10 protein-coding genes are annotated in these 15,901 nt (G+C 67.6%); 4 read left to right on the top strand and 6 right to left on the bottom strand.

Annotated elements, in window-relative coordinates; translation table 11 throughout:
• Positions 1–151 precede the first annotated feature (151 nt).
• From ASC70_RS09825 to ASC70_RS09810, 4 genes are all read left to right on the top strand, one after another.
• Complete coding sequence (locus ASC70_RS09825) at positions 152–451, top strand: helix-turn-helix transcriptional regulator (protein ID WP_047409707.1); 300 nt, start codon at positions 152–154, stop codon at positions 449–451.
• 64 nt (positions 452–515) lie between these two features.
• Positions 516–2,000 carry a hypothetical protein gene (locus ASC70_RS09820; RefSeq protein WP_056049487.1) on the top strand — a complete coding sequence of 495 codons (1,485 nt, stop codon included), beginning with the start codon at positions 516–518 and terminating at the stop codon, positions 1,998–2,000.
• A gap of 82 nt (positions 2,001–2,082) precedes the next feature.
• On the top strand, positions 2,083–3,321 hold the full coding sequence (locus ASC70_RS09815; RefSeq protein WP_162247204.1) for an FkbM family methyltransferase: 1,239 nt from the start codon (positions 2,083–2,085) through the stop codon (positions 3,319–3,321).
• A gap of 10 nt (positions 3,322–3,331) precedes the next feature.
• Complete coding sequence (locus ASC70_RS09810; RefSeq protein ID WP_056049484.1) at positions 3,332–4,636, top strand: glycosyltransferase family 4 protein; 1,305 nt, start codon at positions 3,332–3,334, stop codon at positions 4,634–4,636.
• Here ASC70_RS09810 and ASC70_RS09805 read toward each other — a convergent pair.
• The 6 genes from ASC70_RS09805 to ASC70_RS09780 form a co-directional block, all read right to left on the bottom strand.
• Complete coding sequence (locus tag ASC70_RS09805) at positions 4,633–6,132, bottom strand: tryptophan halogenase family protein (RefSeq protein WP_056049481.1); 1,500 nt, start codon at positions 6,130–6,132, stop codon at positions 4,633–4,635. The genes ASC70_RS09810 and ASC70_RS09805 overlap by 4 nt on opposite strands.
• A gap of 19 nt (positions 6,133–6,151) precedes the next feature.
• The gene (locus ASC70_RS09800; protein WP_056049478.1) at positions 6,152–7,186 is read right to left on the bottom strand and encodes a cupin-like domain-containing protein; all 1,035 of its coding nucleotides are present in this window, start codon (positions 7,184–7,186) and stop codon (positions 6,152–6,154) included.
• Positions 7,183–7,917, bottom strand: coding sequence for a SapC family protein (locus ASC70_RS09795; protein WP_056049476.1), 735 nt, complete (start codon positions 7,915–7,917; stop codon positions 7,183–7,185). The genes ASC70_RS09800 and ASC70_RS09795 overlap by 4 nt, the downstream gene beginning before the upstream one ends.
• A 101-nt stretch (positions 7,918–8,018) precedes the next feature.
• Entirely contained in the window at positions 8,019–11,183 is a 3,165-nt protein-coding gene (locus ASC70_RS09790) for a TonB-dependent receptor (RefSeq protein ID WP_082539612.1), read from the bottom strand.
• Between the two features lie 339 nt (positions 11,184–11,522).
• Positions 11,523–14,003 (bottom strand): beta-galactosidase GalA, encoded by a 2,481-nt coding sequence (galA, locus tag ASC70_RS09785; RefSeq protein WP_056049471.1) that lies wholly within the window; start codon positions 14,001–14,003, stop codon positions 11,523–11,525.
• A 64-nt stretch (positions 14,004–14,067) separates the two neighbouring features.
• On the bottom strand, positions 14,068–15,837 hold the full coding sequence (locus ASC70_RS09780; protein WP_056049468.1) for a response regulator: 1,770 nt from the start codon (positions 15,835–15,837) through the stop codon (positions 14,068–14,070).
• Positions 15,838–15,901: the final 64 nt, after the last annotated feature.

Genomic DNA, 15,901 nt, shown 5'->3' with positions numbered 1-15,901 from the left:
TACAGCATTTTCGTAACCGGTACAGCAAATTCCTATATAGCGTTCCTTGAACCCCCCCTCGAAACGCGCTACATATAATGCGATTTCGTCGGGTGGATGAGCGAGCGCGAGCGCGCGCCCCTCGCACCGGCCGAAGCGCGAGGTCTTTGTTATGTATGGCAATCCACAACGACGCAGCGCCTCAGAGGTCCAAGACCTCCGCCGCGAGGGCGGTCGCTGGCTGAAGGAAATGCGCGAGGCCGTCGGCCTGTCGCAACGCCAGCTCGCGGCCAAGGTCGGCGCGGACTACTACACTTTCATTTCCCAGCTCGAGACAGGCCGGGGCCGCATTCCGCCCGATCGTTATCGCGACTGGGCGCATGCGTTCGAGGTTCCGGAGAAGACTTTCGTCCGGGAACTGCTCCGCTTCTACGATCCGATCACCTACGAAATCCTGTTCAGCGAAGAGTAGATCGGCTAGATTGCCGCCGCCGGTTCGCCGGCCGTCGTCTTAGGCGTGGGGAAGCTTCCACCGTATGGCCGCACAGGTCCTTTCGTTCTTTCAGCGCTCGCCGCGTCAGGCTCCGGCTCAGACCGATTGGAGCCAGCAGGAGCTCGCCGAGTTCTATCGTGTCGAAGGCGCGCTGATCCGCGCCGGCATCCGCGTGGGCACCGACCGCGGCCTCAGCGACGAGAACGAGCCCTGGTTCGTCTTCTATCGTTCCGACGATGGCGAGGTGGTGATCCATTTCGCGCGGATCGACGGCGAATATCTGATCGCCGGCCCGGCCTATGAAGAGATCGCCCGCGGCTTCGACTTCACCGCCCTGGTCCGCAATCTGGTGGCGCGTCATCCGCTGATCCGCCGGTCGGAAAGCGGCGGCAACCTTTCGATCCACCCCGCCGCCCTGCTGGTGGCCGTGGTCGGCACCGCCTTCTTCAAGACGGGCGAGGCGCGCGCGGCCGAAACCGGCGCCACGACCGGTCACGCCAGCCACAGCCGCCCCGCCCTGCTCTCTTCGAGCTCGAACACCGGCCTGACCAACGGCGCGCCGGCCGCCGCCGCGCCCGCCCAGGATTCGATCCAGCTGCCGGCCAACCAGGCGGTGCTGATCCTGGCCGCGGCGATGTTCGCCTCGGACTACGGCGTCGACACGACCAGCCTGGACCCGGCCGCCCGCGCGGCGATCTCGGCCGCCGCCGCCGCTCTGGACTTCGGCCCCGCCCCGACCGCCTCGGCGTTTGGCTCGGAAGACGGCGCCGTCAAGATCTCGGCGACCCATGTGGCGGCTGTCGACAACACGCCCGTTCAGACCGTGTCGTCGGTCCTGTCTCTCGTGGCGATCCTCGCGACGATGCCGCACACGACCGAAGCGCCCGCGCCGACCCAAGGGCTCTTGAGCGTGGCCACGGAATCCAGCCGCCATAATCAGCCGCTGTCGCTGCCGCCCGCGTCGGCCGAAGCCGCCAACTGGGCCCTGGACGTGCGCCTCAGCGCGAATCTGAGCGGCTTGCCGTCGGTGGAGGCTGTTCAGCTGATCCGCGGGCTGGCGGGAGAAGCCGGCGCCCAGAAGATCTCGGTGGTCGAGGTCAACAAACTTCCGGACGTCCTGGCCGACCTGATCGCCAAGAGCGACCACTATAATGTGACGCCCCCGCTCACACCGTCCCCTTCGCTCGACACGTCCCCGATCCCCAAGGATCCCGCGCCGGCGACGCCGACCGAAAACGTCGAGACGCCCACGCCGTCGCACCCCGATCCCACGCCGACGCCTGTCGAGCCGCACACTTACGCTTCGCCGGACATCGTCAAGCAGTTCATCGACTACTTCATAGCCCATACCGGCAGCGTCGAAGTGATGATGAAGGGCGCCGAGATCGTCATGTTCGACGCGCGCGTCCTGCACGACGTCGGTTTGATCGTCCATCTCGACAGCATGACCTTCGACTTTATCGACGGCAGCTCCATCAGCCTCGTGGGCGATCATTCGTCCTTCCTGGTTGGCGGGATTCTGGTCTAGACGGGACGCGGAGCGCGCGCCGCTCCGGAGTTTCGCGAGATCGGAGACGGCGCCCCATGGCCGCCGCTCGGGAAGGATTGACTTGAGGCCTGTACGCCTGGACCTGGCGATGAGCTCCGCCATGCGCACTCCCGTCGCCGAGACACCGAACGCTTCGACGGATCCGACTCCGCCCGGCGCGCCGCCTCGTCGCCGTTTCGGTTTGGCGCGCCGCCTGCTGGGGCCCGTCCTGTCGCCGGTCGCCAACTATGTCCGCCGCTATCTGCAGGCCAGCGTCGAGCATGAACTGCGTGAGGCGCGCAGCCACCTCAACGTCCTCTCGGCCGAGTTGCACGCGGTGCATGCGCGACTGGACCAGACCCAAGCCCTGTTGCACGTGGCGTTGAAGCAGAACGACACCACGGCTCGGGCCCTTTCGGCCCATCTGTCACGCCTGGAGCCGCCGCTCGCGCGGATCGGCGACGACCTGGCCCGTCTGCCCGCCCTGTTCGGCCCCCGCTTCGACGAGCTGGAAATCAAGCAGCGGCCGCTGATCGCCTATGACGACGAGTCGATGGCGATCCGCATGCGCGACGGCTACGTCCTGGCTCCGCGGGCCCTGCCGACCTTTGTGACCATGCTGGCCAACGCCACCAGCAAAGGCCTGGAGCCCGGCACCGGCGACGTGCTGCGCCGCCTGGTCCAGCCCGGCATGACCGTCGCCGACGTCGGCGCCAATATCGGCCTCTTGACCCTGCTGATGGCCTGGGCGACCGGTCCGGAGGGTAAGGTCGTCGCCTTCGAACCCGAGGCCATCCCGCGTTCGAATCTCGAAAAGATGAAGCATCTCAACGGCCTATCCTGGGTCGAGGTCCGCGACCAGGCCGTCGGCGAGAAAGCCGGCCGCCTGACCTTCCACGTCAGCGACATCATCGGCCACAGCTCGCTCTACGCCCTGCCCGAGGCCGAGGAGGCCCGTACGGTCGAGGTCGAGGTCGTGCGCCTCGACGATGTCGCGCCGGCCAAGCGCATGGACGTGGTCAAGATCGACGTCGAGGGCGCCGAGCTGGACGTGTTGGCCGGCATGAGCGGCGTGATCGCCAAGAACCCCGACCTGGCCATCGTCGCCGAGTTCGGTCCCGAGCATCTGAAGCGGGTCGGCCAGACCCCCGCCCAGTGGTTCAAGGCCTTCGCCGACGCGGGCTTCAAGGCCTACGTCATCGACGAGGCGACCAGCGCCTGCGCGCCGACCAGCGCCAAGGCCGCCGCCAAGGTGGTTTCGGCCAACATCGCCTTCGTGCGCGCCGGCGGCGACGCCGAACGCCGCCTGCTGCAGCGCTAGGACGCCGCCCGTGAAGATCTGCTGGGTCACGCCGTTCGCCCTCCGCTCGTCGATCGGCCGGGTCAGCGCCGAGGTCACGCGCGCCCTGGCCGCCCGCGGCCACCAGGTCGAGATCCTGCGCTGCGAGGACGAGGACAATCCGGCGGAAACGCTGCACCCAACGGCGTTGCGCGTCCGGCACTGGCGGTTCTATGACCTGGCCAGCCTGCGGACCGAGTTCGACGTCGTTATCGTCAATATCGGCGACAACTATCCCTTCCATGCCGGCGTGTTCGCGATCCTGGACGCCGCGCCGTGCCTGGGGATCTTCCACGACTTCTATATCTACAACCTGTTCTCGGGTTGGCTGCACTACAACGGTTTGGACTATCGCCGGCACGACGCCGAGATCGTCCACACCTACGGCGCGGCGGCCGAGGCCGACGCCGTGGCCGTCCGCTCGGGCCAGATGCTGGACATGGGCGAGATCGCCGCCAAGCTGCCGATGACCGAATGGCTGGCCGGCCGCTGCGAGGCCGCCCTGGCCCATGCCCGTTTTTACGCGCCAAAGCTGGAGGCCGTCTGCCCCGGGCCCGTGGCCGTGACGCCGCTATGCTGCCCGGATCGCGCGACGCCGGCCGGTCCGCCCCAGGCCAAGGATCAGCTCGTCGTCACCACCGTCGGCGTGATGAACGCCAACAAGCGTGTCGCCGACGTGATCCGCGCGATCGGCGGCTCGGAAGCCCTGAAGGCCTGCGCCTATCGCCTGGTCGGCCCGATCTCCGACGAGGAGCGCGCGCGCCTGACGGCGATCGCGGCCGAGGTCGGCTTCAAGAACCTGATCATCGACGGCGCCGTTGACGACGACACCCTAGACCAGCGCCTGGCCGAGGCCGACATCATGGTCTGCCTGCGCAAGCCGGTGCTGGAGGGCGCGTCGGGCTCGGCGTGCGAGGCCATGCTGAGCGGCCGCCCGACCGTGGTCGCCAAAGCCGGCTTCTACGGCGAATTGCCGGACGACCTGGTGTTCAAGATCGATGGCGAGATCGTGGTCGAGGAACTTCGCGCGGTGCTGGAGCGCCTGGTCGCCGACCCGGTCCTGCGCCGCGAGACCGGTGTCGCCGCCCGCGCCTGGGCGCTGGAAACCCTGAACGCCGAGCGCTACGCCGCGGCGGTCGAGGCCCTGGCCCGGACCCAGGTCACCGGCCGGCCACTGTTGGCCGTGGGCCGCCGCCTGGGCGCCGAGCTGAAGGCCATGGGCCTGGCCGACGCCGATCCGGCCACGACCAGGATCGGCGACACGCTACAGAAGCTGTTCGCGCCCCTGGACGCTTAAGCGCTGCGGCTGACCGGCGGCGCGCAATAGCCGTCGAGGAAGGCCTGGTGCTGCGGCAGGCGCGTCACCGCGCCGGCGATATTGCGCTTCAGGTCGTCGAGAGCCTGCTTCAGCTGCTGCGGCGGCATCAGCCGACCCATCTGGTGATAGGCCTGGGGCGTCACGCGCTGGCCCAGCAAGACCTGCAGCCAGGAATCGACCTGGAACAGCTCGCCGGGCGCCTGGTAGACCTGGGCGCTCTGGCGGAACAGTTCGATCCGCTGGGCCAGGCTGTCGGGGATGTCCATCTCGCGCACTTGGTCCCAGAACGGACTGTCGGTCCGCTCGGTCGCCTTGTAGTGCAGGATGATGAAGTCGCGGATCTTCTCCAGCTCGTCGTCGGCCTGGCGGTTGTAGCGATCGACCACCGCCTGGCTGACGCCGGCGAACGGGAACAGCTGCATCAACCGCGTCACGCCGATCATGATCAGGTGGATCGAGGTCGACTCCAGGGGCTCGACGAAGCCGCTGGCCAGGCCCAGCGCCACCACGTTCTTGTCCCAGGTCTTGCGCCGGCGGCCCGTGCGGTAGCGGATCAGGCGCGGCTCGATCAGGGTCTCGCCCTCGATCTCGCCCATCAGCAGATCCTTGGCCTCGTCGTCGGACATATGCGCGTTGCTGTAGACGAGGCCATTGCCGACGCGATGCTGCAGCGGGATCTTCCAGCGCCAGCCGGCCTTGTGGGCGATGGCGCGGGTATAGGGCACGGCCGGCTCGGTCGAGCGGGTCTGGACGGCCAGGGCGCTGTTGGTCGGCAGCCATTGGCCCCAATCCTCGAACCCGGCTTTCAGGGTCTGCTCGATCAACAGGCCCCGGAAGCCGGTGCAGTCGACGAACAGATCGCCCTCGACGACGTCGCCCGATTCCATGACCAGGGCCTCGACATAGCCATCGGTCGATCGCTGGCGAACGCTGGCGATCTTGCCCTCGACGCGCCGCACGCCATCGCGCTCGGCCATGCCGCGCAGGAAACGGCCGTAGAGTCCCGCGTCCAGGTGGTAGGCGTAGTTCAGCGGGCTCTCTTCGCCGGTGAAGAACTTGTTCTGCTCTGCGGCCTTCAGCTCGAAGCAATAGTCGCCCAGCTCGCCGCCGAAGCCCTGCGCCTTGGCCTGCATCCAGAAGTGATGGAAGCCGCCCATCCAGGTGGATTTGCCGACCTGGCCGAACGAGTGGATGTAGCGGTCGCCGACCTCGCCCCAGTTCTCGAACAGGATGCCGAGCTTGAAGGTCGCCTGGGTGGCGCGCATGAACTCCGGCTCGTCGATGCCGAGCAGGGCGTTGAAGGTGCGGGCGGTGGGGATCGTCGATTCCCCGACCCCGACCGTGCCGATGTCCTCGGACTCGACCAGGGTGATGTCGAGCAGCGGGCCCAGTTGCCGGGCCAAGGCGGCGGCGGCCATCCAGCCGGCGGTGCCCCCGCCCGCGATCACCACCTTGCGGATCGTCTGCTGATCCATCGCGTCCCTCCCAGGGTTCTTATCGGTTGAGGCGGTCGAGCAGATAGGCGCGCAAGCGGCGGGCCTTCAGCTCGTCCATGGGGCCCAGCGGTCCGCGCGCGGCCTCCGGCAGGTGCGCGCCGGCGCGCTCGGCGGGGCCGAACACGTAGTAGTCGAACAGGGCCTTCCAGCCTTGCTTCTCGAAATCGGGCCGGTCGCGCAGGCTGAGCAGGCCGTGCAGCAAGGTGCTCATCGGCGTATCGACATAGGCTGGCGAGGCGTTCCACCAGTAGTTCACCAGCACGTTGAAGGCGTCGAGCGCCTCGACCTGGTGCCACCACAACGCCGGATAGACCAGCACGTCGCCAGGCTCGAGCTCGGCCACCTGGGCGGCGGCCTGGGCCTCGCGGAACAGCGGATGGCGGTCGAAATCGGGCGTCTCGAAGTCGACCATGCTGACCACCTGGCCGCCGGGTGTCGGCTCCAGCGGGCCGGGATAGAGGTTGGCGACCTGGTCCGGCGGAAATAGCGTGAAACGCCGCCGGCCGACCGCGCAGACGGCGATGTTGTTGGACATGTCGTAGTGCGCCGCCGCCACGGTGCGGTTGCCCAGCCATATCCCGGCCATCGGCGGTTCGGGGCCGAACATCTCCGGGCCGAGGCCCAGGTCATTGGCTGCCTTCAGGCTGGGGAAATAGGCGTCGAGATCGGTGGATCCGACATAGACCGACGAGGCGTCGTTCCGGCCCTCAACCTCCTCGAGGCGTCGCAGAAAGGTCTCGAGCGGCGCGCGCTCGGCCTTGAAGTTCATGCCCGTGCGGGTCTCGTCATAGAAGAAGCGGCCCTTGATGGTCGGATCGCCCGTGTAGCCGACCACGCGTCCGCCCTGGTCGTGGCCGCGGATATAGTCGCGGGCCGCCTGGCCGGACCGGAGTCCCGCCTGGACCAACGGCCAGTCCAGCGCCAAGCCCTTGAAGATCATCGGCGTTTGGCCGGCCAGCACCGCGTCGAACGGGATGTCGCCCGGGGTCGCGACCGTGGTCTCCAACGTCCGGCGGGCGACCAGGGCGCTCATGCCGCGCTGGCTTCCTGGGCGGCTCGACGCGAGGCCTTACGGGCGATCAGCTCTTCGATGTTGCCCATCGACGAGATGATCCAGTGGGCGGCGCGCAGCAGGCCCGACTGGTGCAGGCGCTCCAAGGGCTCGCCCGTCACCGCCGCCAGTCGATCCGGCGCCAGGGTGAAGACGTCCGGCAGGTCGTAGCGGGTGTTGTCGTCGAGCTTGATCTCGACGTCGATCGGTTCGATCAGGCCTAGCTCGTCGAAGAAGGCGAACATCGGTCCGGCGACGTCCAGGCCGTCATGGATCTGGCCCAGGGCCCGGCTGACGCCCTGGAGGTAAGGCGCGTTGCCGCCGGCCGGCAGGAACAGGGGCTCGCCTTCAACGCGGCTGATCCGCGGATGGTCGAGGTCGACGTGGATCATCGGGCGCGGCTCGCCGCCGGGCTCGTCGCGTTGCAAGGCGATCGAGAACGGCCCGCGCCGCTGGACCGCCGGCACGTAGCGAGCGTTCCAGCCGGTCTCGTCCAAGAACAGGTTCTCGTCGCGGTCCAGGCCCAGCAAGGCCACGGCCTGATAGGCGCCGCTGGCGTCCTTGCGGATCAGGATCGGATATTCGCGCTGCACGGCCTCGAACTCGGTCGGTAGCACCAGAACCTGGTTGATCGCGTCGCCGAACGCCGCGCCATGACCGGCGATCACGCGCAGGTCGGCGTGGTCGACATTGTTCAAAAGCACCCGGTTCATGTCCGCCCTACTCACGCTCGTCGCATTCACGCACTTCAAAGGAAGAAAGGGGCCGCCGCAAGCGCGACGACCCCTCCATCCACTTCTAGAGACTTCCGATCCTAGAAGCGGTAGCGGGCGCCGAGGAGGAAGCGCCGATCCAGTTCTTGGGCGAACCAGAGTTGGTTCGGGTCGCGAGCGTAGGTGCGCAGGCTCTCCTTGGTCAGGTTGATGCCTTCCAGCGACACCGCCAGCTTGGGCGTGACGTCGTAGCTGATGTTGAAGTCCAGCTGGCCGAACGGCGCGACGTAGACCGGGTTACGCGAGCCGCCGCGGTTGGTGGCTTGCAGGAACTTGTCACGCCAGTTGTACGCGACCCGCGCCGAGATCCCGTTCTTGTCGTAGATCAGGGTGGCGTTGGCCGTGTCCGACAGGCCCAGCAGAGCGAACTGGTCCTCGGCCGGGTTGGAGCCGTTGTTGAACCCGACGTCGCCGCGCACCATCGTATAGGCCCCCGAGACACCGAAGCCGGTGTCGCCGAAGAAGTGCTGCGCCGCGATTTCGAAGCCGTGGATCTTGCCGGTCTTGTTGTTGATCGGCTGGGCGACCTGGAAGTTGAACAGCGGATCGGTGCTGTTGGCCGAGATATCGACGGCCGCCAGGATGGAGTCCACGAACGCCTGGTTCAGGTCGCCGCCAGCGCCGCGATTGGCCTGGAATTGAGCCTGAGCCGCCGCCGACGAACCGGTGGTCTGCAGCAGCGCCGTCATCGTGAACAGGTTCACGTCGGTCTGATCGGCGCCGATGGCCGTCAGGATCGACTTGGCCGTGCCCGAACGGGTGCCTGCCGCGCCGGAGCTGGGATCACGCAGACCGAACAGGTTCTGCATCACCGTGCCGGTGCCCACGAAGTTGTTCACGCGCTTCTCGAAGAAGCCGGCCGTGATGAAGCTGCTGGGCTTGTAGTACCACTCGAGCGAGACGTCGAAGTTGTCCGAGATCAGCGGTTCCAGGTCGGGGTTGCCGCTGGTGCCGAGCGGGATGGCCCCGTTGGCGATCGGACGGTTCGGCGCGCCAGCCGTCTGGGCGGCGAACAGGTTGCCGTAGTCCGGACGGGCGATCGTCCGGCTGAACGAGAAGCGGCCGACCAGGTCGTCACGAACCTCGACTTGGAAATCCAGGGCCGGCAGCAGGCTGCTGTATTTGCCCTTGCCCGAGATCGGCGAGTAGGTGCTGGCCGTGTCGAGACGGAAGTCGTTGTCGGCGGTCCAGACGATGCCGCTGGGCGTGCGCACCAGCGACGTCGAGGTCACCTTGGTCTCTTCGTAGCGGACACCGGTGACCAGGGTCGCCTGGTGGCCCGCCAGTTCGGACTTCCACGTCACCTGGGCGTAACCGGCCAGGATGTCTTCGTCGACGCGGTTGTTGGCTTGACCCGTGACCCCGACGGGGTTGCCCTTGGCGACGTAAGGCGCCGACATGGCGTTGAAGAGATCGATCGCGTTCGCGCGGAACGACACCAGGCCGGCCCCGCTCTGCTTGAGCTCGAGCTCGTCGAACTGGCAAGCCAGGCAGAAGGCTTTCACCAGGCTGCCGGCGTACTGCTGCACGTCACGAGGGTTGGAGATACCCCAGCTGCCCAGGTCCTGCTGCGTGTTCAGCGTGGACTGGACCATTTTCGAGGTGCGGTAGTCGACACCGAAGTCGAAGCGGCTGCCGTTGTCGTCCAGGTCCCAGGTCGCGTCGGCCCGGAATTCCTTGATCTCGTGCTGCTGGCGCTGGGCCGAGGTGCGGGCCACCTGGCTGCCCAGGTCGCCGACATCCAGCACGCCGTTGGCGTTGCCGCGCGGGGCGGCGTCGTTGATCGTGATCGTCTGGACCGGGACCTTGCCGCTGTAGTCGACCGAGTGGGACGACACGATCGGCGCGCCGATCGACACCGAGGTCGAGGTCGTGCCGTTCGGCGAGTTCGGCTTGGAGTCGGCCTTGGAGATATGGCCGTCCACATTGACGTGGAAACGTTCCGACAGGTCCCAGGCCGCGTTCAGGCCAAAGGACTTCAGGGTGTCTTCGTTGCTGCGATATTGCTGCTCGAAGCCCATGTCCTTGGTGCCGCTGAGCGTTTCCGACAGCAGGACGGCGGTGGCCACGACGGGGTTGTTGTCGAACGTGACCTTGTCGAACGGGCGGTTGAACCAGTTGGTGCTGTCGTTGCGGCGCTCGAACGACTTGTTCTGCGCATAGAGGGCGTCCGCCGTGATCGTCAGGCCTTCGACCGGGCGGAATTGCGCGGTCAGCTGGCCGTTGATCCGCTCACGCTCGCCTTGCGAGAAGTGATAGCGGCTGTCGTTGGGGATCGCGACCAGGGTCGAGCCGCTGGACGGCGCGTTGGTGATCTGGGTCGCGCCGCCGTTGCGGACGAAGCCGTTCGCCGGATTGATGAAGTCGGCGTAGGTGCGGATGTTCCAGTCGTTGGACGTGACGCTGCGGCTGGTGAAGTCGCGCTTCTGATAGCTGCCGAACAGGGTGACGCCGAACTTTTCGCTGTCGTCCAGCCAGTTCAGCAGGCCCGAGACTTCCGGCGTGATCTTGTGGCCGAAGTCGTCGACCTTCTTGTCCATGCTGGTGTCGTAGACGCCCTTGACGCCGATGCTGCCGCTGAGGCCGCTCTCATGCGCATCCAGCGGATGGCGGGTCTTGACGTTGATCGTCGCGCCGATGCCGCCCGAGGGAATACCCGCGCGGCCGGTCTTGTAGACCTCCAGCGTGGTCACGCCTTCCGAGGCGAGGTTCGAGAAGTCGAACGAGCGGCTGGTGCCCGCCGCGAAGTCGACCGCCTGGTCGCCACCGACCGTGGCGACATTGGCCGTCGGCATGGTGCGGCCGTTCAGGGTCACCAGGTTGAAGCCGCCGCCGAAGCCGCGGACGGTGACCTGGGAGCCTTCGCCGTTGGTCCGGTCAATCGACACGCCGGTGATCCGCTGCAGGGATTCGGCGAGGTTGGTGTCCGGGAACTTGCCGATGTCTTCGGCGGAGATGGCGTCGACGACGCCGCTGTTGTTGCGCTTGATCGCGATCGATCGCTCGAGCGAAGCGCGGATGCCGGTGACGACGATCTCGTCGACGGCGTTATCTTGGGTCTGCTGGGCCAGCACTGGGCTGGCGAACATGGCCGCCGTGATGGCGACGCAAGAGGCAGACGCGTGCAAACGACGAAGTCGCTTCATAGCCGTTCCCCCTAATTTAGCCCCCTGTGGGGCGCTGTTTTTGTTACGAGCCGGAAGCATTTCCCGACCGCTCTTCCCGCTCCCGCGCCTGGCGAACAACCAATGCACGAGAGATGAGTTAGCGGTAACATCGGTCACTGACTGCCGCAACGGCAAATTGACAGCGCTAGCAATCTTTTTTCAAGGCCTTTTTTGGCTGATTTTTATGATAAATGAGCGCTGATTTTGCTGTTTATCGCACTGCCGCAAAGGCGCCGCATTCCCGCTATCGCGCCGAGGTTGCGTTATATTTCGCAAGGGAAACCGGTGTCCACGCGTCGCAGCGTGCGCGAGCAGCCGGCTTATCGCCGAATGCCGCCTCTCATGCGTGCATGAAAATTCGCGGAAGAGTGCGGCGCGTCAGCCGAGAATAAGATCGACGCCGGCGCTCTTCAGGCCTTCGGCGGTCGCCGTCACCCTGGCCCGCCCCGACTCACCGCGCCGCGTGCGGACGATCGCCTGGGCCAGGCCATTGAACACTTTCCGCTGGCGGGCGACGTCCGGCTCGTGGCTGGTCGGGTCGCCATTGCCCACGCCGATCACGTCGACGGCGCCCGAGAGCTCGAAGCGCACCAGGGTGTCGGCGCGCGGAACCGCGCGGCCCTTGGCGTCCAGCACCTCGACCTTGAGGATCGCCACGTCCTGGCCGTCGGCGTTCAGCCGCGCGCGGTCGGCGGTGAGGCGCAGGGCGGCGGCCGGGCCGGCGGTCTCGCGGCGCGCGCGCAGCACGACCTTGCCGGCCTTGTAGCCATGCGCCTCGAGGACGCCAGGCGCATAGGGCACGGACCATTCGACGTGGTGGTTCGGCTTCACGTCGCGGACGCCCTGGCTCTTGCCGTTCAGGAACAGCTCGACCTTGTCGCAGTTGCTATGCGCCCAGACCGCGATCGGTTGGCCCTCGCGGCCTTCCCAGTTCCAGTGCGGCAGCAGGTGCAGCAGCGGCTCGGCCCGCCACCAGGCGCGGTAGTAGAAATAGTTGTCCTTCGGGAAGCCGCAGGTGTCCAAGGCCCCGAAGTGCGAGCTGATGCTGGGCCAGCGGTTGAACGGGGTCGGTTCGCCGCGATAGTCGAAGCCGGTCCAGATGAAGCCGCCCGCCATCCACGGCCGCTCGGCCGCGTGGCTCCACCACTTCTCGGCGGTCGTCGCCCACCAGGGATGCTCGGTGTCGTAGGCGGGGACGTAGGACTTGGCGTCGTCGCGGGCGTACTCGCCGCGCGTGGCCACGGTGCTGGCGCTCTCGGTGCCGATGATCGGCACGTTCGGGAAGCGGGCGTGGAATTCGTCCATCTTCTCGTGACGGTAGTTGAAGCCCTGGACGTCGATGACGGCGCTGATCCCCTCGCCGAAACCATTGTCCATGGCGGCGGTGACCAGGCGGGTGTCGTCCAAGCGATTGACCAGTCGCTTCAGGGTGCGCGCCACCTGGGCGCCGCGGGCCGTGCCCTGCTGCGGCTCCTCATTGCCGATCGACCACAGGATCACCGACGGGTGATTGCGATCGCGGCGGACCAGGCGCTCCAGCTCGTCCATGGACGTCGGGTCGCTGGACATCCGGCGGGTCTCGTCGATGACCAGCATGCCCAGGCGGTCGCAGGCGTCGAGCAGCTCCGGCGTCGGCGGATTGTGCGAGGCGCGATAGGCGTTGCAACCCATCGACTTCAGCTGCTCCAGCCGCCAGACCTGCAAGGCGTCCGGGATCGCCGCGCCGACGCCGGCGTGGTCCTGGTGGTTGCAGGTCCCCTTCAGCTTGACGGGCTTGTCGTTGAGGAAGAAGCCGTTGGTCGGATCGAAGCGGATCGACCGCACGCCGAAGCGGGTGACGAACCGGTCGACCACCGCCCCGTCGACCTTGGTCTCGGTGACCAGCGCGTAGAGGTGCGGGTTCTCCAGCGACCACGGGACCGGATTGGCCAGGGTCACGGTCTGCGACAGGCTCTGGCGTTCCCACGCCGGGATCCTGTCAGTGGCGGGAGCCACGGTCAGGGCCGGCTTGCCGGCGGCGTCCAGCACCACGTGCGAGACCTCGAAGGCCTGCGCCGTGTCGGACTCGTTGACCAGGTCGGTGTCGATCCGCAGCGCGCCGTCGAGCTTGGCGCGCACGAAGACGCCCCATCGCGGCACGTGAACCGCCGCGGTCTTGACCAGCCAGACGTGGCGATAGAGCCCCGCCCCCTCGTAGAACCAGCCCTCGCCCAGGCTGGCGTCGACGCGCACGGTCAGGAGGTTGTCGCCGCCCAGCTTGGCGATGTCGGTGATGTCGACGCGGAACGGGCTGTAGCCGCTGTCCCCGCGCTCTAGGATGTAGCCGTTGACCATCACCAGGGCGTCGCGGAACGCGCCGTCGAATTCGATCGACAGCCGCTTGCCGGCGTCGGCGGCCGGCAGGGCGAAGGTCTTGCGGTACCAGCCGACGCTGGTCTCCGGGAATTCGCGGCCCAGGGGCTTGTAGCCGTGGGCGGCGCGCAAGTCCTCGTCGTCGGGCTTGCCCGAGGGCTTGTAGTCGGGATTGGGGACGAACGGCAGTTCGACGGCCCAGTCGTGCGGTAGGGTCACCGGCTTCCAGGCGCTGTCGTCGAAGTCCTTCTGGGCGGCGGCGGCGACCTGCCAGGACGGGCTGCTGGCCCCGGCCTTGGCGTAGGTGCGCTGGTTGGCGCCGAAGCCGAAGTCCTTGGCCGGGTCGGACGCATGGCCCAGGGCGAAGCGCCAGTCGAAATCCAGCGAGACACGCTCACGCGGGCCCAGGTCGGTCGCGGCGGCCTGGGCGCTCGCGCCCGAAATCCGCGCCAGCAGCGCCGCGCCAGCGGTGACGGCCAGAGCCTGGCGCCGGTTGATCTGGACCATCGGGAAGGAGCCTTAGAGTAGGACAAGCGAACGTCGCTCTTCGCGACTATCATTTGTCGTACAATTATTGCAAGTCGCCGTCAGTCTGGGCCAAACGCGCCTGGGCCACATCGGCCAGCACGGCGTATAGGGCGGCCACGTCCAGAGGCTTGCGCAGGGCCCCGTCGGCGCCGTCCTCGCGATAACGGGCGACGTCGTCCGGGAAGACGTTGGCGGTCAGCATCCAGATCGGGATCCGCGCGTCGGCCGGCTCGGCCGCGCGGATCGCCCGCACGGTTTCCCGACCGCCCAGCACCGGCATGTTCACGTCCATCAGGATCAGGTCGAAGGCCGCCGTGCGCCAGAGGTCCAGCGCCCGCGCCCCGTCCTCGGCGAAGGTCAACTCGACCGGGGCGCTCTCCAGCGCCAGGGCCAGGACCCGGCGGTTGGCGGCGTTGTCCTCGGCCGCCAGCACGCGGATCTGGTCGCGCGCCGCCTCTTCCCGCTCGACCGCCGGCGGGAGCGGCCGATGGACCCGCGCCGCGAAGGCGAACCAGAACACCGCCCCACCCTGCCCGGCCGCCGCGTCGACGCCGATCTCGCCGCCCATCAGGGCCAGGTTCTGGGCGCAGATCCGCAAGGCCAGGCCGGTGCCGCCCTGGATCCGCCCGCGTTCGGTCTGGTCCCAGGCCTCGAACACCTTGCAGCGCTCCTCGGGCGAGATCGGAGGCCCCGTATCGACCACCTCGACCAGGACCCGCAGCGCCTCGCCTTCGACGACGCCAGCCAGACGCAGCCTGACCTTGCCGCCTTCGGAGACGGCGCCCAGGGCGTTGGAGACCAGGTTGACCAGGGTCTGCTCGACCCTGACCAGGTCGGTCCGCACCAGGAAGGACACGGTCGGGTCGGCCTCCTCCAGGGTCAGATCGACGCCAATCGCGCGGGCATGGCCGCTCCAGACCCGGATCACCGAGCGCGCCAGGGCCCGCAGGTCGACCGGCGACAGCTCCAGGCGCGCGTCCCGCGTATCGGCCCGTGCCAGATCCAGGATGCCGCCCAGCAGGCGCGCCAGCTGCTCGCCGCCCTCGACCACGCCGTCCGCGAGCTCGGCCTGGCGCGGCGACAGCGGCTCGCCCTTCAGGGCCCGAGCGAAGCCCAGGACGGCGTTCAGCGGGGTGCGGATCTCGTGACTGGCCACGGCCAGCAGGTCGCTCTTGACGCGGTTGGCCGCGCGGGTCTCGTGCACCGCCTGGGTCAGGGCGACGTTGTTGCGGGTCAGGTCACGCATGGCCCCGGCCAAGGCCCGGTCCGTCACCTGCTGACGTCCGGTGACCACCAGCACCGCCGCCACGAACAGCGCCATGGCCAGGGTGTAGTGGTGAGCCTTGAACGGATCGCTCCAGTCGATCGCGATCCAGATCAGGGTCAGGGCCGGTGGGACCACGCCGACTACGTAGCTGACCCGGGTCAGATGCGCCCGCAGCGCCACGAACAGCAGGACGCAGATCGCCAGCAGCGCCGCTTCGACCCGCATCTGCGGCTGGTCGTAGAGGCGGATCTGCACCGCCATCCAGCAGGCGTTCGAGGCCAGCAGGAACATCAGGACGTCGGACTGCAGGGCAAGCCGCCGGTGCGCCTTGACCGGATCGGGGTCGCGCAACGCCAGCTCAGTGGCCAGGAACAGGCCGAAGTAGAGCCCGAGTTCCAGGAGACCCAGGGCCGCGATCCGCCAGGGGGTGAATTTCAGCAGCAGCAGGACGAAGCAGGCGACGAGGCCCAGGCGCGACAAGGCCACGCCACGCGAGTAGCGCACCAGCCCGTCGAGCTGGGTGACGTCCGTCGGCCTCTTCAACATTCGGGTCCCGCCGAGCCCTATTTCGTAAGGGAAGCCTGCCGTCCCATAGGGCTACGATTCGCGC

The sequence above is a fragment of the Caulobacter sp. Root343 genome, assembly GCF_001425745.1.
GTDB lineage: Bacteria > Pseudomonadota > Alphaproteobacteria > Caulobacterales > Caulobacteraceae > Caulobacter.
This window is presented reverse-complemented; position numbering and strand designations above follow the sequence as displayed.

Coding starts and splice junctions, on each gene's coding strand:
- ASC70_RS09800 (WP_056049478.1), bottom strand. CDS start 7,186: ATGAGCGCCCTGGTCGCCCGCCGGACGTTGGAGACCACGGTCGCGACC.
- ASC70_RS09820 (WP_056049487.1), top strand. CDS start 516: ATGGCCGCACAGGTCCTTTCGTTCTTTCAGCGCTCGCCGCGTCAGGCT.
- ASC70_RS09780 (WP_056049468.1), bottom strand. CDS start 15,837: ATGTTGAAGAGGCCGACGGACGTCACCCAGCTCGACGGGCTGGTGCGC.
- ASC70_RS09825 (WP_047409707.1), top strand. CDS start 152: ATGTATGGCAATCCACAACGACGCAGCGCCTCAGAGGTCCAAGACCTC.
- galA (WP_056049471.1), bottom strand. CDS start 14,003: ATGGTCCAGATCAACCGGCGCCAGGCTCTGGCCGTCACCGCTGGCGCG.
- ASC70_RS09795 (WP_056049476.1), bottom strand. CDS start 7,917: ATGAACCGGGTGCTTTTGAACAATGTCGACCACGCCGACCTGCGCGTG.
- ASC70_RS09790 (WP_082539612.1), bottom strand. CDS start 11,183: ATGCTTCCGGCTCGTAACAAAAACAGCGCCCCACAGGGGGCTAAATTA.
- ASC70_RS09805 (WP_056049481.1), bottom strand. CDS start 6,132: ATGGATCAGCAGACGATCCGCAAGGTGGTGATCGCGGGCGGGGGCACC.